This window comes from Streptomyces sp. NPDC031365, assembly GCF_055569765.1.
In genome coordinates, this window is record NZ_JBVIIM010000011.1 from 75,703 (window position 1) to 102,049 (window position 26,347).

A 26,347-nucleotide genomic window follows, 5' to 3' on the forward strand; every position below is an offset into this window, starting at 1 on the left:
GCACGGCCCGACTCGACACCGGCCCGGCTCACGACGTCGTCGGAAGGTACAGCTGTGGCGGCCCGGGGCTCGCTCGGTGCTGCGCGACCGGACCGGTCACTGGTGGGGGGTACCCGATGATCGGTCTCATCGCGGCGACGGCGGCCGGCAGGGCCGCGGGGGACCGGCTCGCCGCCGCGTGGCCGGACCGTACGCGCGTGTACGCGGGTCCGGTGGGGGACGCCGTGCGGGCCGCGTTCGCCGAGTGCGAGCAGCTCGTGTGCTTCCTCGCCACGGGGGCCGTGGTGCGGCTGGTGGCGCCGCTGCTCGGTGACAAGGCGAGCGATCCCGGTGTGGTCTGTGTCGACGAGGGCGGACGGTACGCCGTGTCGCTGATGGGCGGGCACGGCGGCGGGGCGAACGAGCTGGCCCGTGCGGTCGGCGAGGTGCTGGGTGCGGAGCCCGTGGTGACGACGGCGACCGACGCGGTCCGACTGCCGGGTCTGGACACCCTCGGTCTGCCGGTGGAGGGGAACGTCGCCGCCGTGTCGCGGGCGCTGCTGGACGGTGAGGCGGTCGCGTTGCGCGCCGAGGTGGGCTGGCCGCTGCCGCCGCTCCCGGTCGCCGGCGAAGGGTCGTACACGATCCGTGTCACGGACCGTCTGGTCGAGTGGGGCGCACGGGAGGCGGTGCTCCGGCCACCCACCCTGGTCGCTGGGATCGGTGCCTCGAAGGGTGTCCCCGTGGAGGAGGTTCTCGCTCTGGTCGAGGGCGTCCTGCGCGGGGCGGGGCTGTCGGCGGCGTCGCTCGCCGAGCTGGCCACCGTGGACGCCAAGGCCGGCGAGCCCGGCATCGTGGAGGCGGCCCGGCGGCTCGGGGTGCCCCTGGTGACGCACACCGCGGGGGAGTTGGCCCGCGTCGAGGTGCCCAACCCTTCCGACGCGCCGCTCGCCGCCGTCGGCACCCCGTCGGTGGCGGAGGCCGCCGCGCTGGTGAACGGGGGTGAACTGCTCGTGCCCAAAAGGAAGTCGGCGGGACGTCCCGCGATGGCGACCTGTGCCGTCGTGCGGCGTCCGGGGCGCGGGCGGCTCGCGGTGGTCGGCCTGGGGCCGGGCGCGCGGGATCTGCTCACCCCGCGGGCGAAGGCAGAACTGCGGCGCGCCTCCGTGCTGGTGGGCCTCGACCAGTACGTCGACCAGATCCGCGATCTGCTGCGACCGGGCACGCGCGTACTGGAGTCCGGGCTCGGGGCGGAGGAGGAGCGGGCCCGTACGGCCGTCGCGGAGGCCCGGCGCGGGCATGCGGTCGCGCTGATCGGCAGTGGCGACGCGGGGGTCTACGCCATGGCCTCCCCCGCGCTCGCCGAGGCGTCCGACGACATCGACGTGCTCGGGGTGCCGGGAGTGACGGCGGCGCTGGCGGCCGGGGCGGTCCTGGGGGCGCCGCTGGGCCACGACCATGTGTCGATCAGCCTGTCCGACCTGCACACGCCGTGGGAGGTCATCGAGCGGCGGGTGCGGGCGGCGGCCGAGGCGGACCTCGTGGTGACGTTCTACAACCCGCGCAGCCGGGGCCGTGACTGGCAGCTGCCGAAGGCCCTCGCGATCCTCGCGGAGCACCGGGAGCCGGCGACGCCGGTCGGGGTCGTGCGCAACGCGTCCCGCGCGGACGAGTCGAGCCGGCTGACCACGCTGGCCGCGCTGGACCCGGCGACGGTCGACATGATGACGGTCGTGACCGTGGGCAACAGGGCGACCCGGGAGATCGCGGGACGCATGGTCACCCCGCGGGGCTACCGCTGGCAGGAGGAGGCCCGGTGAACCGCGTGGTGCACCCCATCGAGCAGGAGTCCTTCCGGCGGCTGCGCGCCCGCCTGGACACCTCGCACTTCCCGCCGCTGACCCGGGCGGTGGTGGAGCGGGTCGTCCACTCCGCCGCCGACCTGGACTACGCCGGTGATCTCGTCCTGGACGAGGGCGAGTTGGTTCGCGCGCACGCCGCGCTGCACGCCGGGGCGCCGGTCGTGGTGGACGTGGAGATGGTCGCGGCCGGCATCACCCGCCGGGAGACCGTGTGCCGGCTGGGGGAAGCCGCCTCCGGGCCGGGGCTCACGCGTTCGGCCCACGCCGTGCGGCTGGCGTACGAGGAGGTCGGGCCCGGCGCCCTGTGGGTGATCGGCTGCGCGCCGACCGCCCTCGAGGAGCTGCTGACGCTCGACGCCTCCCCCGTCCTGGTCATCGGGCTGCCCGTCGGTTTCGTCGGGGCGGCCGAGTCCAAGGCCGCGTTGCGCGAGAGCGGGCTGCCCGCCGTGAGCAACGTGTCCGAGAAGGGCGGGTCGGCGGTTGCCGCCGCCGCGCTCAACGCCCTGCTGTACCACCCCGTTTCCCCCGGACCCGAGGAGAACCTGTGACCACCCCGCCCGCCCTTCTCATCGCCGGCCACGGCACCCGGGACGACGCCGGAGCGGAGGCGTTCCGTGACTTCGTGCGGGAGCTGGGGCGCCGTCATCCCGGACTGCCCGTAGCGGGCGGCTTCATCGAGCTGTCCCCGCCGCCGCTGGGTGAGGCCGTCGCCGAGCTGGTGGAGCGGGGAGTGCGGCGGTTCGCGGCCGTTCCGCTGATGCTGGTGTCCGCCGGGCACGCCAAGGGGGACATCCCGGCGGCGCTGGCCCGCGAGAAGGAGCGCCACCCGGGTGTCTCGTACGCCTACGGCCGTCCGCTCGGCCCGCACCCCGCGCTGCTGAGTGTGCTGGAGCGGCGGCTGGCCGAGGCGGTGGACCCGTCCTGGGACGTGTCCGAGGTGACGGTGCTGCTGGTGGGGCGCGGGTCGACGGACCCGGATGCGAACGCCGAGGTGTTCAGGGCGGCGCGGCTGCTGTGGGAGGGGCGGGGCTACGCGGCCGTGGAGACGGCGTTCGTGTCGCTGGCGGCGCCGGACGTGCCGAGCGGGCTGGACCGGTGTGCGCGCCTCGGTGCCCGGCGGGTGGTGGTGCTGCCGTACTTCCTGTTCACCGGGATCCTGCCGGACCGGGTGCGGCGGCAGACGGCCCGGTGGGCGGCGGCCCATCCGGAGACCGGGGTACGGTCGGCGGACGTCATCGGTCCGGAACCGGAGCTGCTGGATCTGGTGATGGAGCGGTACGAGGAGGCCGTGAAGGGTGATCTCAGGATGAACTGCGACTCGTGCGTGTACCGGATCGCGCTGCCGGGCTTCGAGGACAAGGTGGGTCAGCCGCAGCAGCCTCACTTCCACCCCGACGACAGCGGTCACCACCACCACGGGCACGGCCACGCCCACTCCCATGCGCACTGATCCCGTGGGCGGCGGGCACGATCTGCGCCACCACGGCGACGCCGAGGTCCGCGACGACGGTTCGGCACTGGTCGACCTCGCGGTGAACGTCCGCACCGGCACGCCCCCGGCGTGGCTGCGTGAGCACATCGCCGCGTCGCTGTCCGGGCTCGCCGCCTACCCCGACGGGCGGGCCGCACGGGCTGCGGTGGCGGCGCGGCACGGGCTGCCGGTGGAGCGGGTGCTGCTGACGGCCGGTGCGGCGGAGGCGTTCGTGCTGCTGGCGCGGGCGCTGAAGGTACGCCGGCCGGTGGTGGTGCACCCGCAGTTCACGGAGCCGGAGGCGGCGCTGCGGGACGCCGGGCACACGGTGGACCGGGTGCTGCTGCGGGAGGCGGACGGCTTCCGGCTGGACCCGTCGGCGGTGCCCGGGGACGCGGACCTGGTGGTGATCGGCAACCCGACGAACCCGACGTCCGTACTCCACCCGGCCGCCACCGTGGCCGGGCTGGCCCGCACCGGGCGGACGCTGGTGGTGGACGAGGCGTTCATGGACGCGGTGCCGGGTGAGCGGGAGGCGCTGGCCGGGCGTACGGATGTACCGGGTCTGGTGGTGCTGCGCAGCCTCACCAAGACGTGGGGGCTGGCGGGGCTGCGGATCGGCTACGTCCTGGCGGCCCCGGAGACCGTCGCGGAACTGGAGCGCGCCCAGCCGCTGTGGCCGGTCTCGACACCGGCGCTGGCGGCGGCGGAGGCGTGCGTAAGTCCCCGGGCGCTCGCGGAGGCGGCCGACGCGGCCCGTCGCATCGCGGCGGACCGCGCGCATCTGGTGGCGGGGCTGGAGAAGTTGACCGCCCACGGTGTCCGGGTCGCCGAGCCGGCCGCGGGCCCCTTCGTGCTGGTCCGGCTGCCGCAGGCGGCGACGGTACGACGACGGTTGCGCACCCTCGGTTACGCCGTACGCCGGGGGGACACGTTTCCGGGGCTGGGCGGGGACTGGCTGCGCCTGGCGGTACGGGACCGGGAGACGACGGACGGCTTCCTGTCCGTGCTGGGGCGGGTCTTGGGATCCCCCTGAATCACCGCACCTTGCATCGCCCCCGCCGCCCCTTCCCGTCCCAACCCTGGGGCTCCGCCCCAGACCCCGCTCCTCAAACGCCGGAGGGGCTGGACCCAGCCCCTCCGGCGGGGGACGGGAAGGGGCGGCGGGGGCGGAGAACAACCCCTGAGCCGGGCCCGCGGACAACGGTCCCGCCTCAGCTCCTGCGGCCCCGGTGCGACAACGCGACCGCTCCGCCGCCCGCCGCCAGGAGGGCGATCGCGCTGCCCGCGACGTACGGAGTCATCGAGTCGCCGCCCGTCTCGGCCAGATTGGTCTCGGCGGGCGCGGCCCGCTCCGCCCGCGCTCCCTGCGGATGGACACCCGCGGCCTCGGGCGCGTCCGGCTCCGCTTCCCCCGCCTCGGCCGGCGCCGCCTCTGGCTTCCCCCCGGCAGGGGCCTCGCACGCGGCCTCCGCCAGGGTGAGCGTGCCGTCGACCTCGGCAACACCGAGCTTCAACGGATTGACAGCGACATCGAGTCGCAGCGCGGTCGCCGCGGCCGTGGTCGAGGTGGTCCGGGTCTTCGACAGGTCCAGCCGGACCTCGCCGACGCCCGGCACCTCGACATGGGTGGGGCCGCCGGCGGTCAGGGCGACGCGTTTGCCGAGCACCGTCACGGAGGCGGGCAGGGTCACCGAGGCGTGCGGGGCCTGCCCGGCCTCGCAGACCGCCCTGGAGCTCACCGCGTCGAGTTCGACGACCGACAGCAGCGGCAGACCGGGCACATGGAGCCGGGCCTTGGCGAGGGTGGTGGACGCCTCGGCCCGGTCGCCGTTCACCGTCGCCTTCGCGTCGGCCACCTCCGCCCGCAGCACGCTGAAGGGCTTGCCGCCGTCGACGCCGTCGAGGGTGGCCGTGAGGGCCGTCTTCCGCGCGCTCTGCGGCGCGTGGACCTCGTTGAGGGTGACGGCGAGCGGGGCGCGCACGGTCTTGTTGAGCAGGGACACGTCGAGCCCGGTGCGCAGCACGGCGGCGCTCGCGCTGCCGTGTCCCTCGGTGGCGTGCGCGGGGCCCGCGCCGGCCAGCGCGGCGGGACCCGCGGCGAGGGCGGTGGCCGCGGCGACGGTGGCCCAACGGCGGGCGGATATGCGGAAGTTGATGGTGTTCAAGGTGGTGGGACCCCCATGAGACATGACTGGGACCCGGAAAGAATGTCCGTGCGAACAGCGGGCCGTCAGTGATCCGCCGACTCTTCACTCCTTCGGGGTGAACCAGTGGGCCCGTTCGAATCCCGAGGTACGGCTGTTCCCCGCCGTCACCCTCGTACACCCCACCGACCTCGCCGGGCGGGCGTCGCTATCCGACCACGCGCCCGCCCAGCACCACCCGGCGCGGGTCCGCCAGCACGCGTACGTCCGCACGCGGGTCGGAGGCGTAGACCACGAGGTCGGCCGGGGCGCCCTCCTCCAGGCCTGGGCGGCCGAGCCACGTCCTGGCCGCCCAGGTGGCGGCAGCCAGGGCCTCGACGGGCGGAATGCCGGCCTTGGCCAGTTCGGCGACCTCGTCGGCCACCAGGCCGTGCGGGAGGCTGCCGCCGGCGTCCGTGCCGACGAACACGGGTATTCCGGCGTCGTAGGCGGAGCGCACGGTGTCGTAGCGGCGTTCGTGGAGCCGGCGCATATGGGCCGACCAGCGCGGGAACCTGGACTCGCCGCCGTCGGCGAGCGCGGGGAAGGTGGCGATGTTGACGAGGGTCGGGACGATCGCGACACCCCGTTCGGCGAAGAGCGGGATCGTGTCGTCGGTGAGGCCCGTGGCGTGTTCGACACAGTCGATGCCGGCCTCGACCAGGTCCCGCAGGGAGTCCTCGGCGAAGCAGTGCGCGGTGACGCGGGCGCCCAGCCGGTGGGCCTCGGCGATGGCCGCCTCGACGGCGCCGCGCGGCCAGCAGGCCGACAGGTCGCCCAGGTCGCGGTCGATCCAGTCGCCGACCAGCTTCACCCAGCCGTCGCCGCGCCGGGCCTCCTGGCCGACGTACGCGGTGAGATCGTCGGGCTCGACCTCCCAGGCGTAGTTCCGGATGTAGCGGCGGGTGCGGGCGATGTGCCGGCCGGCCCGGACGATCCTCGGGAGGTCGTCGCGGTCATCGGTCCAGCGGGTGTCGGAGGGCGATCCGGCGTCGCGCAGCAGCAGGGCACCGGCGTCGCGGTCGGTGAGCGCCTGTTTCTCGGCGACCTCGTCGGGGACGGCGCCGTGCCGGTCCAGGCCCACATGGCAGTGGGCGTCGACCAGTCCGGGCAGCACCCAGCCGTCGACGGTGCGGACGTCACGGGCGCCGACGGGACGGTCGTAGGAGATCCGCCCGTCGACGACCCACAGCTCGTCTTGGACCTCGTCCGGGCCGACGAGGATCCGCCCCTTCACGTGCAGCACCGCGCGTTCGCTCATACACGGCACCTTAATCAGGCGCTACAGCGACTTGCCCACCTGGTCGGAGGTCTCCTCCTCGACGTCCGCCATGGCGGGGTCGAGGAGGCGGGAGAGGAAGTGCCGGGTGCGTGCGTGCCGGGGCCTGCCGATGACCTGCTCGGGGGTGCCGTCCTCGACGATCACCCCGCCGTCCATGAAGACGACCCGGTCGGCGACCTCGCGGGCGAAGGTCATCTCGTGGGTGACGACCATCATCGTCATGCCCTCGTGCGCGAGCATCCGCATCACGGCCAGGACGTCGCCGACCAGCTCGGGGTCGAGCGCCGAGGTCGGCTCGTCGAACAGCATCACCTCGGGGCCCATGGCCAGCGCGCGGGCGATGGCGACGCGCTGCTGCTGGCCGCCGGAGAGGGAGGACGGGTAGGCGTCCGCCTTCTCGGCGAGGCCCACCCGCCGCAGGTTCCCGGCGGCGACCCTCGCGGCCTCCGCCTTGCCCCTGCGCAGGACCCGGCGCTGCGGCAGCGTGAGATTCTCGGTCACGGTGAGGTGCGGGAACAGGTTGAACTGCTGGAAGACCATGCCGATACGACGGCGTACGGCATCGATGTCGACGTCCGGGTCGGTGAGTTCCGTACCCCCGACGTGCACCTCACCGCTGGTGGGTTCCTCCAGGAGGTTCACGCACCGCAGCAGGGTCGACTTGCCCGAGCCGGACGGGCCGATGACGCAGACGACCTCGCCCTGGCCGATCTCCAGGTCGATGCCGCGCAGCACATGGTTGTCACCGAAGGACTTGTGCAGACCGCTGACGCGGATCTCCGGCGGGCTCGGGGTCATTTCACGGCCTCCTGGGCCTTGGCCTCCATGCGGCGCACGACGAAGCCGAGCGGGATGGTGATCAGCAGGTAGCACAGGCCGGCCACCAGGATCGGGGTGGAGTTGGCGGTCTGGCTGGCCAGGTCGCGGCCGTACTTGGACAGTTCGCGCTCCTCCAGGGTGACGCCGAGGAACAGCACCAGCGAGGAGTCCTTGAACAGCAGCACGAGTTCGTTGGTCAGCGGCGGGAGAATGATCCGGAAGGCCTGCGGGACGATGACGGAGATCATGGCCCGGGCGGGCGAGAAGCCCAGCGAACGGGCGGCCTCCATCTGTCCCTTGGGCACGGCCTGGATGCCGGCCCGGATCGTCTCCGCCATGTACGCGGCGGCCACCAGGCCGAGCGCGAGGGCGACCTTGCCGTAGGTGCCGCCGATGATCTCCGTGCCGGGGAAGGCGAGCGGCACGGCCACGCCGATGAAGATGAAGATCAGCAGGGCGGGCAGGCCGCGGAAGATCTCGATGTAGATGCCGGCCAGCCAGCGGTACGGCCCGACGGACGACAGCCGCATCAGCGCGATCACCATGCCGAGGGCGAGCCCGACGGCGAAACCGGTCACCGTGAAGAGCACGGTGTTCTTCAGCGCCAGCGTGATGACGTCCGGGAACATCCGCTCGGCGATGTCCACCTGGGCGAACTGGTTCCGCAGCCGGTCCCAGTCGGCCGAGACCGCGAAGGCGATCACGGCCGCGACGAAGACGGCGTACTGGATGCCGCGCGACAGGCTGCGCTTCTGGCGCCTGGTCAGGCCCTTCTTCTTCGGCTGGAGTGGCAGTTTCTCCGTGTCGGCCATGGGATCAGGATGCGGCCGGCGAGGCGGCGGACTCGTCGTACGGACCGATCCACTGCTCGTACAGCTTCTTGTACGTGCCGTCGGCCTTGGCGTCCGCGAGTGCCTTGTTGATGGCCTCGCGCAGCGCCGTGTTGCCCTTCTTCACCGTGACGCCGTACTGCTCGCCGGTGTCGATCTGCTCGGCGACCTCGAAGGCGTCGGCGTTGGCCTTGTCCTTCAGCCAGCCCTGGACGACGGGGTAGTCGATGACGACGGCCTTGACCTGGCCGGTGCGCAGGCCGTTGAGGACGGCGTCGGAGGACTCGAAGGAGACGGGGTCGAAGCCTTCCTTCTTGACGTGGTCCTCGCCGGTGGTCTGCGCCTGGGCGCCGAGCTTGACGTTCCTGGACTTCACGTCGGCGAGGGAGGTGACCCCGCTGTCCTTGTCGACCAGGACGGCCTGGGTGGCGTTGAAGTAGGGGTCGGAGAAGTCGACGTTCTTCTTCCGCTCCTCGGTGATGGTCATACCGGCCGCGGCCAGGTCGCATTCGCCGGAGTTGAGGAAGGCGCCGGTCTTGAAGTTCTCGAACGGCGTGTCGAGGATCTCCTGCCGCACACCGAGGTCCTCGGCGACCAGGTCGATCAGCGCGACGTCGAAGCCCTGCACCTTGCCGTCGATCTCCGACTGGAAGGGGGGGTACGGGAGGTGGGTGCAGGTGGTGAGCTGGCCCGCCTTGACGAGCTCGACACCGCCGGCGGCGGTCGTGGAGCCGCTGCCACCGTCGTCGCTGGAGGTGCAGGCGGTCAGGAGCAGCAGCCCGGCCGTCGCGGTGGTGGCGGCCAGAATGCGGGTCCGGCGGCCGGGGTGCGTCTTCACGGGAGCCTCCTGTTCAAGGAACGATAAGTTCCGATTATAAGGAGAGGTTTGAGCATCTCAAACCAAACCGATGGTCGCGGGGCCGTCCGACCTGAGATCCCTGCGGTCGGGCTTCCCTTCGGGCGAAGGTCTACCCTCGACTTCGTCGTCCGTACCCGCGCAGTCGCGAAGCAAAGAGAGAGCACCGCTGTGACCCACCTTCTCCTCGGCCTGCCCCCCATGGGCGCCGCGCACTTCGCCTCGATCGAGGACCGGGTGGCACGGCTGCTCGGCACCCGGCAGGACGTCGTGATCATGCAGGGTGAGGCGCTGCTGCCGCTGGAGGGCGCGATCCGAGGGAGCGCCGGCCCCGGCACGACCGCGCTGAACGTCATCACCGGCCCCTACGGGCGGACCTTCGGCGACTGGCTGAGGGATTGCGGTGCCACCGTGATCGATCTGACGGTGCCCTTCCACACGGCGGTCACGGCCCAGCAGATCCGGGCCGCCTTCGCGGAGCACCCCGAGATCGACTTCGTGTCCCTGGTGCACGCCGAGGCGGCCACCGGGAACACCAACCCGGTGGCGGAGATCGGCGAGGTGGTGCGGGCGCACGGGGCGCTGTTCTACCTGGACGCGGTCGCCTCGATCGGGGCGGAGCCCGTACTGCCGGACGCGTGGGGTGTGGACCTGTGCGTGATCGGGGCGCAGAAGGCGATGGGCGGTCCGGCCGGGGTGTCGGCGGTGTCCGTGAGTGAACGGGCGTGGGCCCGGATGGTGGCGAATCCGCGGGCGCCGCGCCGCTCCTACCTCTCGCTGCTGGACTGGAGGGAGCGCTGGATCGACGGCGGCCGCAAGGCGCTGCCGCACGCGCCGGCACAGCTGGAGATGCTGGCGCTTCAGGCGTGCGTGGAGCGGATCGAGGCGGCGGGCCTCGAGACGGTGATGGCCCGGCACGCGTCGGCCGCCGCCGCGACGCGGGCGGGTGCGCTCGCGCTGGGCGGAGGGCTGGAGCCGTACGTGCGCGACGCGGCGGAGGCGGCACCCGTCGCCACGACGTTGCGGGCGCCGGCCGGCACGGTGGCCTCGGATCTGGTGGCCCGCGCCCTGTCCGCCGACCCGGCCCTTCCGCTGGCCGCGGGCGGAGGTGCCCTTGCCGGGGAGATGATCCGCGTCAACCACTACGGCCCCGAGGCGGCCCCGGGCACGGTACGCGCCTGCCTGACGGCCCTCGGCACCGCGATGACGGACGCGGGTCTGACGGTGGATCTCCCGGCGGCCCTGTCCGCGACCGAGGCGGCCTGGCGCTGACCGGCCCGACGGGCGCCCCGTCCCCCGGTTCACCGGTGACGAGCGGTCGATGCTGGAGGAGTGGCTGGACGATCAGCGGGGGACGTCGGCGCTGAAGTGTGCCGGGCTGGACGACGCGCAGCTGCGGCCGCCCTCCGTCGAGCCGTCGGCGCCGACCCTGCTCGGGCTGGTACAGCATCTCGCCGAGGTCGAGCGAAACCGGTTCGACCGGAACGTGAATTCTGTGGGATTATCAGAATCCCTCGCACGCATTCTCCTGCAGCATTCTTTCACTTATTTCTTGATTACCTTGCGGAGCAGCTTCCCGTCTTCTTCTGCCCGCTTTCCCCGGCCCTAAACGCCACAATTTTGATAACGGGAAGTGCAGCGTCACGGGAGTTACACACTTGTGACCGGTTCCACATGGCGCCCGATTTACACCCTATCCACCAGGAGAAATGGGGCATCTCGGCAGACTCTCGCGCGGACCCGCCCACCCGTGCGATAACATAGATCGCGCCCGTACGTAACCCCGACAGACGATGCAATTTTGAATTTACCTGGGTAAGTTCAATTCGCATGACTGCCGCACAAGCAGACCTGCAAATCGACCGCCCCACCGTGGCGGACGGAGCCATGCTGTGGCGGATAGCCAGGGACTCGAAGGTCCTCGACCTGAACTCGTCGTACAGCTATCTGCTGTGGTGCCGTGACTTCGCCGCCACTTCGGCCGTCGCTCGCGACGAGCGCGGAGAGCCGATCGGCTTCGTCAGCGGATACCTGCGGCCGGACAGCCCGCGCACCCTGCTCGTCTGGCAGGTCGCGGTCGACGCGTCGTACCGCGGCCGCGGTCTCGCGGCCGCCCTGCTCGACGGTCTGGCCGCCCGCACCGCCGCCGAGCACGAGGTGGACACCGTCGAGACCACCATCACGCCGGGCAACACCGCGTCCGAGCGCCTGTTCACCGCGTTCGCGGAGCGCCACGGCGCCCTGCTGGAGCGCGAGGTGCTGTTCGACGCCGGCCAGTTCCCCGACGGGCCGCACGACCCCGAGGTCCTGTACCGCATCGGGCCGCTCGCGCCCTGAGCGGTCCGTCCGGCCCGCCCCCGATCTTCCGACTCCCTCTGACCTCCCACGCCACCGAGGAGCGATTTTTCGTGACCATCACCCAGCCCGACCTCAGCGTCTTCGAGACCGTCGAATCCGAGGTACGAAGCTACTGCCGCGGCTGGCCCACCGTCTTCGACCGTGCGCACGGCAGCCGTATGTACGACGAGGACGGCCACGAGTACCTCGACTTCTTCGCCGGAGCCGGCTCGCTCAACTACGGGCACAACAACCCGGTGCTGAAACGCGCGCTGATCGACTACCTGGAGCGGGACGGCGTCACGCACGGCCTCGACATGTCGACGACGGCCAAGCGCGCCTTCCTGGAGTCCTTCCAGAACTGGATCCTGCGCCCGCGCGACCTGCCGTACAAGGTCATGTTCCCGGGCCCGACGGGCACCAACGCCGTGGAGTCCGCGCTGAAACTGGCGCGGAAGGTGAAGGGGCGCGAGTCGATCGTGTCGTTCACCAACGCCTTCCACGGCATGTCGCTGGGCTCGCTCGCCGTGACCGGCAACGCCTTCAAGCGGGCCGGCGCCGGCATCCCGCTGGTGCACGGCACGCCGATGCCGTTCGACAACTACTTCGACGGCCAGGTGCCGGACTTCCTGTGGTTCGAGCGGCTCCTGGAGGACCAGGGCTCCGGTCTCAACAAGCCCGCCGCCGTGATCGTCGAGACCGTGCAGGGCGAGGGCGGCATCAACGTCGCCCGGCCCGAGTGGCTGCGTGCCCTGGCCGACCTGTGCGAACGCCAGGACATGCTGCTCATCGTCGACGACATCCAGATGGGCTGCGGCCGTACCGGCGCCTTCTTCTCCTTCGAGGAGGCCGGCATCACGCCCGACATCGTCACCGTGTCCAAGTCGATCAGCGGCTACGGACTGCCGATGGCGCTCACCCTCTTCAAGCCCGAACTGGACGTCTGGGAGCCGGGCGAGCACAACGGCACATTCCGCGGCAACAACCCCGCCTTCGTTACGGCCACCGCGGCCCTGGAGGCGTACTGGGCCGACGGCTCCGCGATGGAGAAGCAGACCCGTTCGCGCGGCGAGCAGGTCGAGCAGGCGCTGATCGCCATCACCGAGGAGAACCCGGCCGACGTCAAGGAGTACCGCGGCCGCGGCCTGGTGTGGGGTATGGAGTTCCACGACAAGGACCGCGCGGGCCGGATCGCCACACGCGCCTTCGAACTCGGACTGCTGATCGAGACGTCCGGCCCCGAGAGCGAGGTCGTCAAGCTGCTCCCGTCGCTGACCATCACCCCGGACGAGCTGGACGAGGGCCTCAGGACCCTCGCCCGCGCCGTCCGTGAAACCGCCTGAACCACGCATCCGAGCCAAGGAGGCATCGCCACACCGTGATCGTCCGTTCGTTCAAGGAGCTCGAGGGCACCGACCGGCACGTGAAGTCGGCGTCCGGCACATGGGAGAGCAAGCGCATCGTCCTCGCCAAGGAGAAGGTCGGCTTCTCCCTGCACGAGACGATTCTGTACGCGGGTACGGAGACGTCGATGTGGTACGCGAACCACATCGAGGCCGTTGTCTGCACCAAGGGCGAGGCCGAACTGACCGACCGTGAGACCGGGGAGACGTACCGCATCACCCCGGGCACCATGTACCTCCTCAACGGCCACGAGCGGCACACGCTCAAGGTCAAGGAGGACTTCCACTGCATCTGTGTCTTCAACCCGCCCGTCACCGGACGGGAGGACCACGACGAGAACGGCGTATACCCGCTGCTCACCGAGGAGGTGTGAGTCACCGTGACCACGATCACGAACGTCACCGATCTCTATCCCACCCGCGGCGCCACCGAGGTGGCAACCCCCCGGCAGGACCCGGTCGTCTGGGGCGGCCCGGACACCCCGGGGCCCGTCTCGGCCGGTGATCTGCAGGCCCTGGACCGCGACGGCTTCCTCGCCATCGACCAGCTCATCGGACCGGACGAGGTCGGCGTGTACCAGCGCGAGCTGGAGCGGCTCGTCACCGACCCGGCGATCCGCGCGGACGAGCGTTCGATCGTGGAGCCGCAGTCCAAGGAAATCCGGTCCGTCTTCGAGGTACACAAGATCAGCGAGGTCTTCTCGAAGCTGGTGCGCGACGAGCGGGTCGTCGGGCGGGCCCGGCAGATCCTCGGCTCGGACGTCTACGTCCACCAGTCGCGGATCAACGTCAAGCCGGGCTTCGGGGCCAGCGGCTTCTACTGGCACTCGGACTTCGAGACCTGGCACGCCGAGGACGGCCTGCCGAACATGCGTACGATCTCGGTCTCGATCGCGCTCACCGAGAACTACGACACCAACGGCGGTCTTATGATCATGCCGGGGTCGCACAAGACGTTCCTCGGGTGCGCGGGGGCCACGCCGAAGGACAACTACAAGAAGTCCCTGCAGATGCAGGACGCGGGGACGCCGTCCGACGAGGCGCTGACCAAGATGGCGTCGGAGTACGGCATCAGGCTGTTCACCGGCAAGGCCGGCTCGGCGACCTGGTTCGACTGCAACGCCATGCACGGCTCCGGGGACAACATCACGCCGTTCCCGCGCAGCAACGTGTTCATCGTGTTCAACAGCGTCGAGAACGCGGCGGTCGAGCCGTTCGCGGCCCCGATCCGGCGGCCCGAGTTCATCGGGGCACGGGACTTCACTCCCGTCCGGTGACCCGGCTCCGGCCGGGGGTCCGGGGGTTGTGACAACGGTGACGTAGGCGCACCACAGGACTGCGGGCCGGGCCTCCTCGTGTGGGACAGGGAGGCACCGGCCCGCTGCCGTGTGCCCTTGTGGACGGTCAGCCGGACAGCACGTCCAGCAACCGGTCCACGTCGTCGGCCGTGTTGTAGAGGTGGAAGGATGCCCGCAGATTGCCCGCGCGGTTCGACACCTGGATGCCGGCGTCCGCCAACTCCGCCTGCAACCGGCCGAGTCCGGGTACGGAGACGATCGGCGAGCCGGGTGACGGCACGGGCGTGCGGCCCAGGGTCGCGAGCCCGGAGCGGAAACGTTCGGCGAGGGCCAGGTCGTGGGCGCGGATGACGTCCACGCCGATCTCCTCGACGAGTTCGAGGGATGCCCGCAGCCCCGCGTAGTCGAGCAGGGCCGGGGTGGTATCGAACCGCCGTGCGGAGTGGGCGAGTTCGGCGACCGGGCCGTAGCAGCTGTCCCACGGGTTCTCCCCCGCGACCCAGCCCGCCTGCACCGGTGTCAGATCGCCGAAGTCCTCGGGGACGATGAGGAAGGCCGCGCCGTGCGGGCCGAGCAGCCACTTGTAGGTGATGGTGACGCTGTAGTCGCAGGCGTCGGCCGTCACCGGCAGCCAGCCGGCCGCCTGGGAGAAGTCCACGTAGGTGCGCGTGCCGTGGCCGCGCGCCGCCTCGTGCAGGGCGGCGAGGTCGGCGATCCGGCCGTCGGCGGACTGCGCGGCGCTGACCGCGACGAGCGCGGTGCCGGGCCGTACGGAGTCGGCGAGCCGCTCCAGCGGCACGGACCGCACCTTGAGGTCGCCGCGTGTGTGGAAGGGGTTCAGTACGGAGGTGAAGTCGCCCTCCGCCGTGAGGACTTCGGCGCCCGGCGGCAGCGAGGCCGCGATCAGCGCGGTGTGCAGCGCGACGGTCGCACCGGCCGCCACCCGCTCGACGGGGACGCCGGCCAGCCGGGCGTACGCGGCGCGGCATGCCTCGACATCGGCGAACAGCGGATCGAGCGGGCGGCCCTCCGCGCGCAGCCGCGCGGCCTCCTGGAGCGCGGCCACGGTGCGGGCGGGCAGGAGAGCGCTGCTCGCGGTGTTGAGGTAGGTGTTCTTCGGGGTGAACTCGGCACGGACGAGGTGGTCGAAGGTCTCCATGGAACCACTCTGCGGCCCAGGGATCTCCCCGTCCATTGCCGAATTCTGCGCGATATCGCCAAGGAAGGCTTATGCGTACGCGCTGACCTGCGCGTTTCTAGTGCTGCGGCACCGCGCATGCGTCCGGGCCACAGGATTCGGCGCCGTCGTCGACCATCTTCAGAGGCGGGCGCTCGCCCCAGGCCCGGGTGAGTGCCTGGGTGAAGACCTCGGCGGGCTGGGCGCCGGAGACGCCGTACTTGCGGTCGAGCACGAAGAACGGCACACCGGTCGCACCGAGCTCCGCGGCCTCGCGCTCGTCGGCGCGGACCTCATCGGCGTAGGCCTCCGGGTCGGCGAGGACCTGGCGTACGGCGTCGGCGTCGAGACCGGCGGCGCCGGCGAGCTCGACGAGCCGTTCGTCGTCGAAGACCGTCCGCTCCTCGGCGAAGTTCGCCGTGTAGAGCAGGTCGAGCAGTTCCACCTGCCGCCCGTGCTCGCGGGCGTGGTGCAGCAGGCGGTGCATGTCGAAGGTGCCGCCGTGGTCACGCCCCCGGGTGCGGTAGGGCAGGCCCTCGGCGGCGGCCTGGGCGCCCAGGTTGTCCTCGCCGGCCTCGGCCTGTGCCTGGCTCATGCCGTACTTCCTGGTGAGCATGGTGATCACCGGCTGGGTGTCGCCCTTGGCCCGCCCCGGGTCCAGCTCGAAGGAACGGTGCACCACCTCGACCTGCTCACGGTGCGGGAAGGAGGCCAGCGCCTTCTCGAAGCGGGCCTTTCCGACATAGCACCAGGGGCAGGCGATGTCGCTCCAGATCTCGACGCGCATGAGTCGGCTCTCTCCAGGGTCGTCACGAGGGAGGGAGTCTCCCACCGGGAACTATATGAACATTCAAACAGCTGCTTCCATTCCCCTCAGCTGCCGTCCCGCAGATCGCGCGGCCAGTGCGGCCGGTACTCGATGTGGTCGAAGGTCACCACACAGCCCTCCCCCATCGGCGACTGCGTCATGAAGCCGACCAGGGCGGCGCCGGTCTCCTTCTCCTCCCCGAGGGTGAAGAACCGGACGAAGGTCCAGTGCTCGCCGTCGCGGGAGGCGTGGAAGGCGAAGGCACGGCCGGTGCGGCTCACCCGGAGCCACACCGAACTGCCTTCGACGGTGAAGGAGTTGGCATCGTCGGAGTGGCCCCGGGTGACCACCGTGCAGACGGTGGGCACGTCCGGGGAGTACTCCAGGCAGAGCTTGGCCCAGGCCCGCTCGCCCACGTGGACGTACAGCACCCCGGCGTCGAAGGTACCGGCGAAGCCGACCGTGACCCGGGCGATCAGCTGGAAGTCGCCCTCGGGTGCGCCCAGGAGACGCGGCGCGTCGGCGGCGGGCTCCAGGGCCTCACCGGTGGGCGGCACGAAACGGTCCTGCCGGGGTCCGGCCCATCCGGTGAGGACACCGTCCTCATAGGACCAGGAGCCGCCGGGGCCGTAGGTGCGCAGCGGGAAGGGAAGTTCGGCGATGTTCAGGTCCATGGCGGCATTGTCCCAGGCGGGTCCCGGCGCCGGGGCCGAAGGACGGCGTCCCGGTCAGCGGGACTGGAGGGCGTCCAGGGCCACGGCCTGGGCGATGGCGAGGCGCAGGTCGAGCGTGGGCGAGGACACCTCGACGGCATAGCGGTCGCGCAGCCCGAACTTCTTGTCGACCCTCATCACGGGCCCGCTGTCCGAGGTGAAGTCGAAGTGGTACGGCCACATGAACGGCACGAAGTCGACCGGCACCAGCCCCCAGAGCCGGCGTGCCACCGCCACGAACCGGTTGCGTTCCCGCCCGACGGCGGCGATCGAGCCCGGCTGGTCCATTTCCCACGTCGAGCGCAGCAGGGAGGCACCGAACCTCTTGCTGAACGTGCCGACCGGGTTTCCTTCCTCGTCGCGCACGTCGTAGACGGCGGCGAGGTCGATGGTCTGGCGTGCCGAAGCGGTGAACAGGACCCACTTCTTGGACTCGTCGGTGTAGAACGTCATCTGTTCCCTGAGCGACATCCGCTTCTGCTCGGCGAAGGCGAGAACCTTGCCGTCGGAGCCGTTCGGCAGCGTCTCGGTCACGACATAGCGGTTGATCATGAGGGCGGTCTTCTGCCGGACGGTGAAACGGTCGTTCGCGTGCCTTCGCATGGTGTCCACCGCTGTACTCCCAAGTCGTCGGTATCCGGCGCCGTCGCTCACGTTCGCGTCCGGGGGAGCCATCCTCGCCCCGCGTCCCGGTCCGGGGCAGTCTCCCTAAGTCGTCGGCCGCAGCGACCAAAGAGGCAGGGCCGGTGGCGGAGGCGTGTTCTCTTTCGTCGTCCGGCACCGCGTCGAAGGGGGGATGCGGGCGCCCGGGGGCGGCCCTCTATGGTCTGCGCGTGGACCAAGCAGAGATACCACCCACCCCTTTGCCGCTGCGCCGCCGCCTCGCCGCCGCCTCTCCCTGGACCCGCAAACGGCTCGTCGGGGAGATCGCGCTCGCGGTGGTGCTCTCCGGTATCGCGGGGCTTCTGTACATGACGGAGACCGGATCCGGTGCCCGGGGCGGTGCCGCGGCGCTGGTCGTCGCCCTCCTGTCGCTCGCCCGCCGCGCGTTGCCGGCGACCGTGCTGCTCGTGTCGTCGGTCCTGGCCGGAACGGTCGTCGGCACGTTTCCGCTGCTGATGTACGCGAGCTGGTCGGCGGGCAGCCGCATCAAGCGGCCGTGGCGGGCGCTGGGCGCGTACGCGGCCGGGCTCGTGCTCTATCTGATCGCCTCCGCCCTGAACGTGGGCTCCGAGGACCTCGGGATGTCGCTGCTGATGGCGGCCGTGCTGAGCGGATCCCCTTTCCTGGTGCTGGCGGTCGTGCCGGGTCTGGCCTCCCGGTACCGCGCGCAGCGCCACAGCCTGCTCGACGCCCTGCAGCGGCACAACGCCCAACTGGTGCGCGAGCAGGCGATGGTGGCACGGCAGGCCCGGCTTCTGGAACGCCAGCGCATCGCCCAGGACATGCACGACAGTCTCGGCCACCAGCTCGCCCTGATCGCCGTGCACGCCGGGGCCCTGGAGGTGGACCCGGAGCTGAAGGGCCGCCAGCGGCAAGGGGTGGGCATCCTCCGGGAGGCCTCCAGAACGGCGATGCAGGAGCTTCGCGAGGCCGTGGGCATCCTGCGGGACGGTGTGGAGGCGCCCGCGCCGGGACCCGAGGACGACACCGGGCCCCCGACCGCCCGCGTGGCGGCCTCCGTCGACAAGCTGGTCGAGTCGTCCCGGGCCGCGGGCACGCCGGTGGAGCTGCGCCGCACCGGCACCGAACGGCCGCTCGCGCCCGCCGCCGACCACGCGGTGTACCGCATCGCCCAGGAGGGCCTGACCAACGCGCACAAGCACGCGCAGGGCGCCCTGATCACCGTGTCCCTGCGCTATGAACCGGACAGCCTGGTGGTCGAGGTGGCCAACGGTCCGGTGCCGGCCGGGGCACCGGACGGACCGCCCCCGATCAGCGGGGGGCAGGGACTGGCGGGCCTGCGGGAGCGCGCCCGGCTCGTCGGCGGCATGGTGCACACCGGCCACACCCCCGACGGCGGTTTCCGTCTCGCCGGGGTGCTGCCCTACAAGGACGGCGAGGCCCGGTCCCGCCCGCACGGCGCGACTTCCGTCGCCGCGGACGACGACTTCCGGTGGCAGACCGGTGCGGGTCCGGCGGGCGACGGTGGAGCGGTCAACGAACACCGCTCCGATCCGCAGAAGGAGTTCGCCGCCATCATGAGCAGCAAGAAGAACCTCGCCCTGGGATGTGCCCTCACCGCCGTCGTCCTCGTCGCGGGCGTGATCGCCCTGTTGGTGTGGGGTGTGTCGAAGCTGATGGACGAGGTGGAGGCGGGCGTCATCCCGGCGAGCGTGTACGAGTCGGCACAGATCGGCGACGCCGAGCGGGACCTCAGGAAGGAGTTCCCGCAGGGTGACTCGATACTGCTCGACGGTGTGGAGAAGGACGGCCCGCCGCTGCCCAAGGACGCCGCCTGCGAGCACTTCGTGGACGACGAGGAGGACATCGTCTACCGGTTCTGCTTCCGCGACGGGAAGCTGTCCGCCAAGGAGTCCTACCCGCACGAGATATGACCCGACGGTACAGGGCCGCACCCGCGACGGGATCGGGCATGATGGGCGGGCTCCACCATCCGCCTGTCACACCGACACCGCGCAGGAGGCCGCGTGATCCGGGTCCTCGTCGCCGACGACGAGCCGCTCATCAGGGCCGGCATCAGGATGATCCTGACCTCGGCCGACGACATCGATGTCGTCGCCGAGGCGCGGAACGGCCGGGAAGCGGTGGAGACCGCCCGGAGCACCGCGGTCGACGTGGCCCTGCTGGACATCCAGATGCCCGTGATGGACGGGCTGACCGCGCTGGCCGAGATCGGCCGCGCCGCACCGGGAGTACGCGTACTGATCCTGACCACGTTCGGGGAACGCGACAACGTCCTGCGAGCGCTCGGGCACGGCAGCGCGGGCTTCCTGCTGAAGGATTCCGCACCGCAGGAGCTGATCCACGCGGTGCGCGCGGCGGCGGCCGGCAACGCCTATCTGTCCCCGGCCGCCACCCGGCACGTGGTGGACACCCTCGCCTCCCCGGCCGCCACCGTGCGCGGCGAGGAGGCGCGCCGGCGCCTGGCCGGCCTGACGGAACGCGAACGCCAGGTACTGGCCCTGCTCGGCGAGGGCCTGTCCAACGCGGACGCCGGGGCCCGGCTGCACATGAGCGAGGCCACGGTGAAGACGTACGTCAGCCGCATCCTGGCCAAGCTCGACTGCGACAACAGGGTCCAGGCGGCGCTCCTGGCCCGGGACGCGGGCCTGGAGCCGACCGCGGGGTGAGTGACGTCAGCGCTCCAGCGTGCCGTTGAACCGTCGGGGCAGTCCCAGGGGGTTGTCGTCCGTGAGCTCCGCGGGCAGCAGTGCCTCGGGCGTTCCCTGGTAGACGACCGGCCGCAGCCACCGTTCGATGGCCGTACCGCCCACCGACGTGGACGTGGAGGTCGTCGCCGGGTACGGCCCGCCGTGGTGCTGGGCCGGGGCGACCGCGACCCCCGTCGGCCAGCCGTTCACCAGCACGCGTCCCGCGAGCGGCGTGAGCTCCCGCACCAGTTCGGCCCCGCGGCCCTCGCCCGCCGCCTCCCCTGCGGACAGCTGCACGGTCGCCGTGAGGTTGCCCGGCAGCCGCGACAGCACACCGCGCACCTCGCTGTCGTCCTCGTAGCGGGCCACCACGGTGACCGGCCCGAAGCACTCCTCCAGGAGCAGGTCGTGCACGCCGTCCTGGGCCAGCCGGCTCGCGGGGACGGTGAGGAAGCCCGCGCTGACGGTGTGCTCGCCGCCCGCGCCCGGGGTGACCGGGGACTCCACGTCGGGCAGTCCGGTGCGCTCGGCGACCCCGGCGACGAAGTTGTCGCGCATGCGGTGGTCCAGCAGGACGCCCGCGTCGGTGTCACTGACCGCCTCGGTCAGGGCCTTGAGCAGTCCGTCACCGGCCGGTCCGGCGGGCGCGAGGACGAGACCGGGCTTCACACAGAACTGGCCGACGCCCAGCGTCATCGAGCCGGCCAGCCCGGCGCCGATGGCCTCACCGCGCTCGGCGGCGGCGGCCTCGGTGACGACGACGGGGTTCAGGGAGCCCAGTTCACCGTGGAAGGGGATGGGGACCGGCCGGGCGGCGGCCGCGTCGAAGAGGGCGCGGCCCCCGCGGACGGAGCCGGTGAAACCGGCCGCCGCGACCCTCGGGTGCCTGATCAGCTCGATGCCGGCCTCGAAGCCGTGCACCAGGCCGAGTACGCCCTCGGGGATGTCGTGCCGGGCCGCGGCCCGGCGCAGCACCTTGGCGACCAGCTCGGACAGTCCGGGATGGTCGGGGTGGGCCTTGACGACGACCGGGCAGCCGGCCGCCAGCGCGCTGGCGGTGTCGCCGCCGGCCACGGAGAAGGCGAAGGGGAAGTTGGAGGCGGAGTAGACGGCGACGACGCCGAGCGGGATCTTGTAGCGGCGCAGGTCGGGGATGGGCGGGGTCGCGGTGTCGTCGGGGTGGTTGATGACGACGTCGAGGAAGGCTCCCTCGTCGACGATGCCGGCGAAGGCGCGCAGCTGGTAGCAGGTGCGGGCGAGTTCGCCGGTGAGCCGGGCCGGGCCGAGCGCGGTCTCCGCGTCGGCCGCCTCGACGAGCTGGTCCCGGGCGGCCTCGAGCTCTTCGGCGGCCGTGCGCAGGAAGGCCGCGCGGACGGCGCGGTCCGTCAGCGCGCCGCGCGCCTCGTGCGCTGCGCCGACGGCGGCGTCCACCTCCTGGGCTGTGGCCTCCACCGCAACCTGTTCGCGCTGCTTCCCGGTTCGGGGGTCGACACTCCAGACTGGTGCTGCTGCCACCGGGGGTCCCTCCACTTGATTGCCGCATGCGATGCCGCAGTATGTACGTCATCCATCAGCGGTGTTCGATATACTGAACGCTGTCTCTGTAGATGAATGCGCTTCGGAGACTATTTCCGGCGAACGAAGGGGTCAAGGGCGATGTCGGCTGGCGAGACAGGCGGCGGGGCGCAGGTCAAGTCCGCGGTGCGGACCGTGGAACTGCTCGAATACTTCGCCGGGCGCCCCGGCATGCACTCCCTGGCGGCGGTCCAGGAGGCCGTCGGGTACCCCAAGTCGAGCCTCTACATGCTGCTGCGCACCCTCGTGGAGCTCGGCTGGGTGGAGACCGACGCGACGGGCACGCGGTACGGCATCGGCGTGCGGGCGCTGCTGGTGGGCACGTCCTACATCGACGGCGACGAGGTCGTCGCGGCCTCCCGGCCCACGCTGGACCGGCTCTCGGACGACACCACCGAGACCATCCACCTCGCCCGGCTCGACGGCACCAACGTCGTCTATCTCGCCACCCGCCAGTCCCAGCACTACCTGCGCCCGTTCACCCGGGTCGGCCGCCGGCTGCCCGCACACTCGACGTCGCTGGGCAAGGCGCTGCTGAGCACGTATCCGGACGAGCAGGTGCGCAAGATGCTCCCGGAGACCCTGCCCGCCCTGACCGAGCACACCATCACCGACCGGGAGAAGCTCATCGAGGAGCTGCACCTGGTGCGGGAGCAGGGCTTCGCCGTGGACCGCGAGGAGAACACGCTGGGGCTGCGCTGCTTCGGTGTGGCGATCCCGTACCGCACCCCCGCGCGGGACGCGATCAGCTGCTCGGTGCCGGTGGCCCGGCTCACCCCCGCGCACGAGCAGCTGGTCAAGGACGCCCTGTTCGACGCCCGCGACCGACTCGCCCTCGCCACCCGGAGGCTCTGACCCGTGGATATCGCCCTGCGACCGGTGCACGACAGTGATCTGCCGGTCTTCTACCGCCAGTTGAACGATCCGGAGGCGCTGCGCATGGCCGCCTTCACGCCCGAGGACCCGGCCGACCAGGACCGTTTCGATGCCCACTGGGCGCTCATCCGCAGCTCCCCGGAGATCGTGGCACGCACGGTGCTGGGCGACGGGGACGTGGTGGGGAACGCGGCGGTGTACGGGGAGGCGGGCGAGCGTGAGGTGACGTACTGGGTCGACCGCGCCTACTGGGGCAGGGGCGTCGCCACGGCCGCGCTGCGCGCCCTGCTGGCCGAGGTGGACGAACGCCCGCTGTACGCGCGCGTGGCCGCGGACAACGCCGGGTCGCGACGGGTCCTTGAGCGGTGCGGCTTCGAGGTCACCGCGCGGGCCACCGCGTACGCCCCCGCGCGGGGGGCGGAGATCGAGGAGCTCGTGCTCACCCTGGAAGGCTGATCCGGCCCTCCTCCGCACGGCGGAGGCGGATCGTCACCGTGCAGGACGTGGCGGCAGGCCGCCGCGCGGGACCGTGAGGGCATGTCGCAGACACTCGCCCCCGCCGTCACCGACGGCGGCCCCGCGCTCCCCCGTCCCCGCAGGCTGCTGCGCGCCGTCGCCGTCGTGGCCTGCCTGCCGTATCTCACCCTCAAGACCGCGTGGGTGGCGGGCAGTCACGCCGGCATCCCGGCCGGCAGTCCGCTGCTGGACCACCCCACCGGGATGGCCGTCGCCAACGTCCTCACGATCCTGATGGACGGCGCGGTGATCGCGCTCGCGCTGCTGCTCACCCGGCCGTGGGGCCGCGCGGTGCCCGCGTGGGCGCTCGCGGTGCCGATGTGGGTGGCGACGGGACTGCTGACGCCGATCATGGCCGGCTATCCGCTCCAGCTGCTGGTGCGCGTGTTCGGCGGCAGCGCCGCGGGCACCTCGGGCGGCGACGGCGAGCCCTTCCTGCACGCGTGGGTGTTCGCCCTCGTCTACACCGGGTTCATCGTCCAGGGCCTCGCCCTGGGCACGCTGTTCGTGCTGTACGCCCGGGAACGCTGGGGCCGTCTGTGGCAGGGCCCGGTGGGGGACCTGCCCGCCGGGGCGACGGGCACGGCACAGCGGGCCGTCGCGGTGACGGCCGCCGCGTTCGCGCTGTTCCCGCTGACGCTGCGGACGGTGTGGGCCTGCGGCGGCACCGCCGGGCTGAACGAGGGCGTCGTCACGGACCGGGGCAGCGACTTCCACGTCCTGGAGTCCCTGTACGTCGTCTCCCTCCTGGCCGCGGTCGCCGGGGCTCTCGTGCTGGCCTTCCGGCGCCTTCCCACGCTGCCGGTGCGGGTACCGCTGGCCCTCGCCGCGATCGGCTCCGGCGCCGTGGCCTGCTGGGGCGGCTGGATGACGGCGGCCGCACTGCTCTCCGGGGGTGATCCCGCCGACCGCCCGACGGCGCTGATGCTGCTGACCTACGCTGGCCAGATGATCGTCGGCCTGCTCGTCGCCACCGTCGGCGCCCGCTTCCTCGCGGCGCGGTCCGCCGGGACCTCCGGGCACCCGGTGACGTGAGGGGGTTCCTGCGGCCGTTGTTCGGCCGGCAGGCGCGGCTGCGCTGGATCCATCTGATCCTGGGCGGCGCGCTCGCCATGCCGTACGTCCTGGTCGGCACGGTCGTCATCGGCCCCCTGACCGGCTCCGACGCCGTCTTCTCGTCGATCGTCCTCCAGTTCGCCTCGTTCGCCGTGGGCCTGCCGCTCGCCGCCGTCACCTCCTTGTTCCCGCTGACCCGGCCGCTGGAGAGCGCCGCCGTGCGCTGGCTGTGCGGGGTGGACGCGGCCCTGCTCGCCGACGGGCCCGCCCGCGGCCGGGCCGCCAAGAGCCGTACGGCGGCCTGGTTCACGCTGCATCTGGGGTTCGGCGGGATCATCGCCGGGATGTCCCTGGCGCTGCCGCCGTTCGCGGCCGTGCTGATCGTGCTGCCGCTCGCTGCGGGGCTGCGGGACCCCCGCTTCGGGCTGCCGGCCGTCTTGGACCACGCGTGGGCACTGGCGCTCGCGCCCGTCGCGGGGGTGGCGTCGCTCCTCGCGCTGGCCGCCTGCGCGGCGGGCGCGGGCGCGCTGCTGGCCCGCTGGGCGCCCGCGCTGCTCGGCCCGACCCCCGAGGACCGGCTCGCCGCCGCCGAGGCACGCGCCGCCGACCTCGCCGTACGCAACCGGCTGGCGCGCGAGCTGCACGACTCGGTGGGGCACGCGCTGAGCGCGGTGACCCTGCAGGCGAGCGCGGCCCGCCGGGTCCTCGACACCGACCCGGAGTTCGTCCGCGAGGCCCTCACGGCGATCGAGGAGACCACCCGGCGCACGGTCGGCGAACTCGACGCGGTGCTCGGTGTGCTGCGGGACGGCGACGCGCCGGGCGCGACTCCTGCGCCCACGCTCGCCGCAGACCTGGACGGTCTGCTGCGCCGCACCCGGGCCTCCGGGGCGACGGTGACGGCCACGATCGGCGCACCGCTCACGACCCTGCCGCCGGTGCTCTCCCGGGAGGCCTACCGCATCGTCCAGGAAGGCCTGACCAACGCCCTCAAGCACGCCGGTGCGGGCGTCACGGTGACCGTCCGCGCCGAACTGCGCGCCGGCCACCTGGAGATCACCGTCGAGAACCCGCTCACGGCACCCGCCCCCACCCGCCCCGACGGCGGCCACGGCCTGACCGGCATCGCGTCCCGCACCCGTCTCCTGGGCGGCACGGCCCGGGCGGGCCCGGCGGACGGCACCTGGCGCCTGCACATACGGCTGCCCGTGACCCACCCGTCGGCCGCACCCGGTCCTTCCGGACCGCATCACCCTCCCGAGGAACGCCCATGACCGGCCCCGCCCTCATCCGTGTCGTCCTCGCCGACGACGAACGCATGGTGCGCACCGCCCTGCGGGCCATCCTGTCCGCCGAGCCGGATCTGGAGGTGGTCGGTGAAGCCTCGACAGGCGCCGAGGCGGTGGCCGTCGTACGCGAACGACGGCCGGACGTCGTGCTGATGGACGTCCGGATGCCGGAGACCGACGGCATCCGCGCCACCGAGCAGATCCTGGCCGGTCTCGACTCGCCGCCCCGGATCGTCGTCGTCACCACCTTCGAGAACGACTCCTACGTGTACGACGCCCTGCGCGCCGGAGCCGCGGGGTTCCTCCTCAAGCGGGCGGAGGCCGACGCGCTGGTCGGGGCGGTGCGGCTGGTGGCCCGCAGCGACACGCTGCTGTTCCCGGCGGCCGTGCGCACCCTCGCCACCGAGCACGCACGGACCCGCCCCGCGCCTCCCGCCTGGGTGGCACGGCTGACCGGACGCGAGAGCGAGGTGCTGCGGCACATGGCGGGCGGGCTGACCAACGCGGAGATCGCCCGGCGGATGGCGGTCGGCTCCGCGACGGTGAAGACGCATGTGGCCTCGGTGCTGGCCAAGACGGGCACCCGGGACCGCACCCAGGCCGTCATCGCGGCGTACGAGGCGGGCTTCCTGCGCGAGGGATGAGCGGTCGGCCGGCTTTCATGAACGCCCGATGAGAA

At 72.1% G+C, this 26,347-nt stretch carries 26 protein-coding genes and 1 pseudogene; 17 read left to right on the forward strand and 10 right to left on the reverse strand.

The genetic code is table 11. From position 1 onward, the window contains the following. The first annotated feature begins 116 nt into the window (after positions 1-116). The 4 genes from cobJ to cobC are packed head-to-tail and all read left to right on the forward strand — an operon-like array spanning position 117 to position 4,348. Complete coding sequence (cobJ, locus tag ACZ5C2_RS18295; RefSeq protein ID WP_468791823.1) at positions 117-1,799, forward strand: precorrin-3B C(17)-methyltransferase; 1,683 nt, start codon at positions 117-119, stop codon at positions 1,797-1,799. Beyond that, the gene (locus tag ACZ5C2_RS18300) at positions 1,796-2,389 is read left to right on the forward strand and encodes a precorrin-8X methylmutase (RefSeq protein ID WP_468791826.1); all 594 of its coding nucleotides are present in this window, start codon (positions 1,796-1,798) and stop codon (positions 2,387-2,389) included. Before cobJ ends, ACZ5C2_RS18300 begins: the two co-directional genes overlap by 4 nt. Next, positions 2,386-3,291, forward strand: coding sequence for a sirohydrochlorin chelatase (locus ACZ5C2_RS18305; protein ID WP_468791829.1), 906 nt, complete (start codon positions 2,386-2,388; stop codon positions 3,289-3,291). The genes ACZ5C2_RS18300 and ACZ5C2_RS18305 overlap by 4 nt, the downstream gene beginning before the upstream one ends. Continuing rightward, positions 3,281-4,348 carry an Rv2231c family pyridoxal phosphate-dependent protein CobC gene (gene cobC / locus ACZ5C2_RS18310; RefSeq protein ID WP_468791832.1) on the forward strand — a complete coding sequence of 356 codons (1,068 nt, stop codon included), beginning with the start codon at positions 3,281-3,283 and terminating at the stop codon, positions 4,346-4,348. Before ACZ5C2_RS18305 ends, cobC begins: the two co-directional genes overlap by 11 nt. A 178-nt stretch (positions 4,349-4,526) precedes the next feature. Here cobC and ACZ5C2_RS18315 read toward each other — a convergent pair whose 3' ends face one another. The 5 genes from ACZ5C2_RS18315 to ACZ5C2_RS18335 form a co-directional block, all read right to left on the reverse strand. After that, entirely contained in the window at positions 4,527-5,480 is a 954-nt protein-coding gene (locus ACZ5C2_RS18315; RefSeq protein ID WP_468791835.1) for an SCO1860 family LAETG-anchored protein, read from the reverse strand. A 187-nt stretch (positions 5,481-5,667) separates the two neighbouring features. After that, positions 5,668-6,759 (reverse strand): amidohydrolase family protein, encoded by a 1,092-nt coding sequence (locus tag ACZ5C2_RS18320; protein WP_468791838.1) that lies wholly within the window; start codon positions 6,757-6,759, stop codon positions 5,668-5,670. Positions 6,760-6,780: 21 nt separating this feature from the next. Further along, the gene (locus tag ACZ5C2_RS18325; RefSeq protein WP_468791841.1) at positions 6,781-7,578 is read right to left on the reverse strand and encodes an amino acid ABC transporter ATP-binding protein; all 798 of its coding nucleotides are present in this window, start codon (positions 7,576-7,578) and stop codon (positions 6,781-6,783) included. Further along, complete coding sequence (locus ACZ5C2_RS18330; protein WP_468791844.1) at positions 7,575-8,411, reverse strand: amino acid ABC transporter permease; 837 nt, start codon at positions 8,409-8,411, stop codon at positions 7,575-7,577. Before ACZ5C2_RS18330 ends, ACZ5C2_RS18325 begins: the two co-directional genes overlap by 4 nt. A gap of 4 nt (positions 8,412-8,415) precedes the next feature. Continuing rightward, entirely contained in the window at positions 8,416-9,267 is an 852-nt protein-coding gene (locus ACZ5C2_RS18335) for an ABC transporter substrate-binding protein (RefSeq protein WP_468791847.1), read from the reverse strand. Positions 9,268-9,456: 189 nt separating this feature from the next. Here ACZ5C2_RS18335 and ACZ5C2_RS18340 point away from each other — a divergent pair, with 189 nt between their 5' ends. From ACZ5C2_RS18340 to thpD, 6 genes and pseudogenes are all read left to right on the forward strand, one after another. Then, the gene (locus ACZ5C2_RS18340; protein ID WP_468791850.1) at positions 9,457-10,557 is read left to right on the forward strand and encodes a pyridoxal-phosphate-dependent aminotransferase family protein; all 1,101 of its coding nucleotides are present in this window, start codon (positions 9,457-9,459) and stop codon (positions 10,555-10,557) included. A 49-nt stretch (positions 10,558-10,606) separates the two neighbouring features. Next, positions 10,607-10,768 (forward strand): annotated as a pseudogene (locus ACZ5C2_RS18345) (mycothiol transferase); the annotation flags it as partial. Positions 10,769-11,115: 347 nt separating this feature from the next. Further along, entirely contained in the window at positions 11,116-11,622 is a 507-nt protein-coding gene (gene ectA, locus ACZ5C2_RS18350) for a diaminobutyrate acetyltransferase (RefSeq protein ID WP_468791853.1), read from the forward strand. Positions 11,623-11,693: 71 nt separating this feature from the next. Then, on the forward strand, positions 11,694-12,965 hold the full coding sequence (gene ectB / locus ACZ5C2_RS18355) for a diaminobutyrate--2-oxoglutarate transaminase (RefSeq protein ID WP_468791856.1): 1,272 nt from the start codon (positions 11,694-11,696) through the stop codon (positions 12,963-12,965). 35 nt (positions 12,966-13,000) lie between these two features. After that, the gene (locus ACZ5C2_RS18360) at positions 13,001-13,399 is read left to right on the forward strand and encodes an ectoine synthase (RefSeq protein WP_468791859.1); all 399 of its coding nucleotides are present in this window, start codon (positions 13,001-13,003) and stop codon (positions 13,397-13,399) included. A gap of 6 nt (positions 13,400-13,405) precedes the next feature. Further along, positions 13,406-14,302: an ectoine hydroxylase gene (gene thpD / locus ACZ5C2_RS18365; RefSeq protein WP_468791862.1), complete on the forward strand. Its 897-nt coding sequence runs from the start codon at positions 13,406-13,408 to the stop codon at positions 14,300-14,302. Positions 14,303-14,429: 127 nt separating this feature from the next. Here the strand turns inward: thpD and ACZ5C2_RS18370 are convergent, their stop codons facing one another. The 4 genes from ACZ5C2_RS18370 to ACZ5C2_RS18385 all read right to left on the reverse strand — a co-directional run bounded on the left by ACZ5C2_RS18370 (position 14,430) and on the right by ACZ5C2_RS18385 (position 17,624). Further along, entirely contained in the window at positions 14,430-15,482 is a 1,053-nt protein-coding gene (locus ACZ5C2_RS18370) for an aminotransferase class V-fold PLP-dependent enzyme (protein WP_468791865.1), read from the reverse strand. A gap of 97 nt (positions 15,483-15,579) precedes the next feature. Then, complete coding sequence (locus tag ACZ5C2_RS18375) at positions 15,580-16,287, reverse strand: DsbA family oxidoreductase (protein WP_468791868.1); 708 nt, start codon at positions 16,285-16,287, stop codon at positions 15,580-15,582. A gap of 86 nt (positions 16,288-16,373) precedes the next feature. Continuing rightward, positions 16,374-16,982, reverse strand: a complete 609-nt coding sequence (locus tag ACZ5C2_RS18380; protein ID WP_468791871.1) for a DUF1349 domain-containing protein — start codon at positions 16,980-16,982, stop codon at positions 16,374-16,376. A gap of 54 nt (positions 16,983-17,036) precedes the next feature. Continuing rightward, positions 17,037-17,624 (reverse strand): LURP-one-related family protein, encoded by a 588-nt coding sequence (locus ACZ5C2_RS18385; protein WP_468791874.1) that lies wholly within the window; start codon positions 17,622-17,624, stop codon positions 17,037-17,039. Positions 17,625-17,854: 230 nt separating this feature from the next. On the opposite strand from ACZ5C2_RS18385, the gene ACZ5C2_RS18390 reads away from it, so the two are divergent. Both ACZ5C2_RS18390 and ACZ5C2_RS18395 read left to right on the forward strand, forming a co-directional pair. Then, positions 17,855-19,579 (forward strand): sensor histidine kinase, encoded by a 1,725-nt coding sequence (locus ACZ5C2_RS18390; protein ID WP_468791877.1) that lies wholly within the window; start codon positions 17,855-17,857, stop codon positions 19,577-19,579. Positions 19,580-19,672: 93 nt separating this feature from the next. Beyond that, on the forward strand, positions 19,673-20,335 hold the full coding sequence (locus ACZ5C2_RS18395) for a response regulator transcription factor (protein WP_468791879.1): 663 nt from the start codon (positions 19,673-19,675) through the stop codon (positions 20,333-20,335). A gap of 6 nt (positions 20,336-20,341) precedes the next feature. Here the strand turns inward: ACZ5C2_RS18395 and ACZ5C2_RS18400 are convergent, their stop codons facing one another. Continuing rightward, positions 20,342-21,871 carry an aldehyde dehydrogenase (NADP(+)) gene (locus ACZ5C2_RS18400; RefSeq protein ID WP_468791882.1) on the reverse strand — a complete coding sequence of 510 codons (1,530 nt, stop codon included), beginning with the start codon at positions 21,869-21,871 and terminating at the stop codon, positions 20,342-20,344. 141 nt (positions 21,872-22,012) lie between these two features. Between ACZ5C2_RS18400 and ACZ5C2_RS18405 the strand changes: the two genes are divergently transcribed. From ACZ5C2_RS18405 to ACZ5C2_RS18425, 5 genes are all read left to right on the forward strand, one after another. Next, a complete protein-coding gene (locus tag ACZ5C2_RS18405; protein WP_468791885.1) occupies positions 22,013-22,786 on the forward strand; it encodes an IclR family transcriptional regulator in 774 nt (257 codons plus the stop codon). Between the two features lie 3 nt (positions 22,787-22,789). Continuing rightward, positions 22,790-23,263 carry a GNAT family N-acetyltransferase gene (locus ACZ5C2_RS18410; RefSeq protein WP_468791888.1) on the forward strand — a complete coding sequence of 158 codons (474 nt, stop codon included), beginning with the start codon at positions 22,790-22,792 and terminating at the stop codon, positions 23,261-23,263. A gap of 81 nt (positions 23,264-23,344) precedes the next feature. Further along, positions 23,345-24,358: a hypothetical protein gene (locus ACZ5C2_RS18415; RefSeq protein ID WP_468791891.1), complete on the forward strand. Its 1,014-nt coding sequence runs from the start codon at positions 23,345-23,347 to the stop codon at positions 24,356-24,358. Then, complete coding sequence (locus ACZ5C2_RS18420; protein WP_468791894.1) at positions 24,355-25,653, forward strand: sensor histidine kinase; 1,299 nt, start codon at positions 24,355-24,357, stop codon at positions 25,651-25,653. The genes ACZ5C2_RS18415 and ACZ5C2_RS18420 overlap by 4 nt, the downstream gene beginning before the upstream one ends. After that, the gene (locus ACZ5C2_RS18425) at positions 25,650-26,312 is read left to right on the forward strand and encodes a response regulator (RefSeq protein WP_468791897.1); all 663 of its coding nucleotides are present in this window, start codon (positions 25,650-25,652) and stop codon (positions 26,310-26,312) included. The genes ACZ5C2_RS18420 and ACZ5C2_RS18425 overlap by 4 nt, the downstream gene beginning before the upstream one ends. Positions 26,313-26,347: the final 35 nt, after the last annotated feature.

Excerpts from the sequence above, each read along its gene's own strand:
- cobC (WP_468791832.1), top strand. The coding sequence starts at position 3,281 with ATGCGCACTGATCCCGTGGGCGGCGGGCACGATCTGCGCCACCACGGC.
- ACZ5C2_RS18325 (WP_468791841.1), bottom strand. The coding sequence starts at position 7,578 with ATGACCCCGAGCCCGCCGGAGATCCGCGTCAGCGGTCTGCACAAGTCC.
- ACZ5C2_RS18415 (WP_468791891.1), top strand. The coding sequence starts at position 23,345 with ATGTCGCAGACACTCGCCCCCGCCGTCACCGACGGCGGCCCCGCGCTC.
- ACZ5C2_RS18405 (WP_468791885.1), top strand. The coding sequence starts at position 22,013 with ATGTCGGCTGGCGAGACAGGCGGCGGGGCGCAGGTCAAGTCCGCGGTG.
- ACZ5C2_RS18425 (WP_468791897.1), top strand. The coding sequence starts at position 25,650 with ATGACCGGCCCCGCCCTCATCCGTGTCGTCCTCGCCGACGACGAACGC.
- ACZ5C2_RS18370 (WP_468791865.1), bottom strand. The coding sequence starts at position 15,482 with ATGGAGACCTTCGACCACCTCGTCCGTGCCGAGTTCACCCCGAAGAAC.
- ACZ5C2_RS18385 (WP_468791874.1), bottom strand. The coding sequence starts at position 17,624 with ATGCGAAGGCACGCGAACGACCGTTTCACCGTCCGGCAGAAGACCGCC.
- ACZ5C2_RS18380 (WP_468791871.1), bottom strand. The coding sequence starts at position 16,982 with ATGGACCTGAACATCGCCGAACTTCCCTTCCCGCTGCGCACCTACGGC.
- ectA (WP_468791853.1), top strand. The coding sequence starts at position 11,116 with ATGACTGCCGCACAAGCAGACCTGCAAATCGACCGCCCCACCGTGGCG.
- ACZ5C2_RS18375 (WP_468791868.1), bottom strand. The coding sequence starts at position 16,287 with ATGCGCGTCGAGATCTGGAGCGACATCGCCTGCCCCTGGTGCTATGTC.
- cobJ (WP_468791823.1), top strand. The coding sequence starts at position 117 with ATGATCGGTCTCATCGCGGCGACGGCGGCCGGCAGGGCCGCGGGGGAC.
- ACZ5C2_RS18330 (WP_468791844.1), bottom strand. The coding sequence starts at position 8,411 with ATGGCCGACACGGAGAAACTGCCACTCCAGCCGAAGAAGAAGGGCCTG.
- ACZ5C2_RS18320 (WP_468791838.1), bottom strand. The coding sequence starts at position 6,759 with ATGAGCGAACGCGCGGTGCTGCACGTGAAGGGGCGGATCCTCGTCGGC.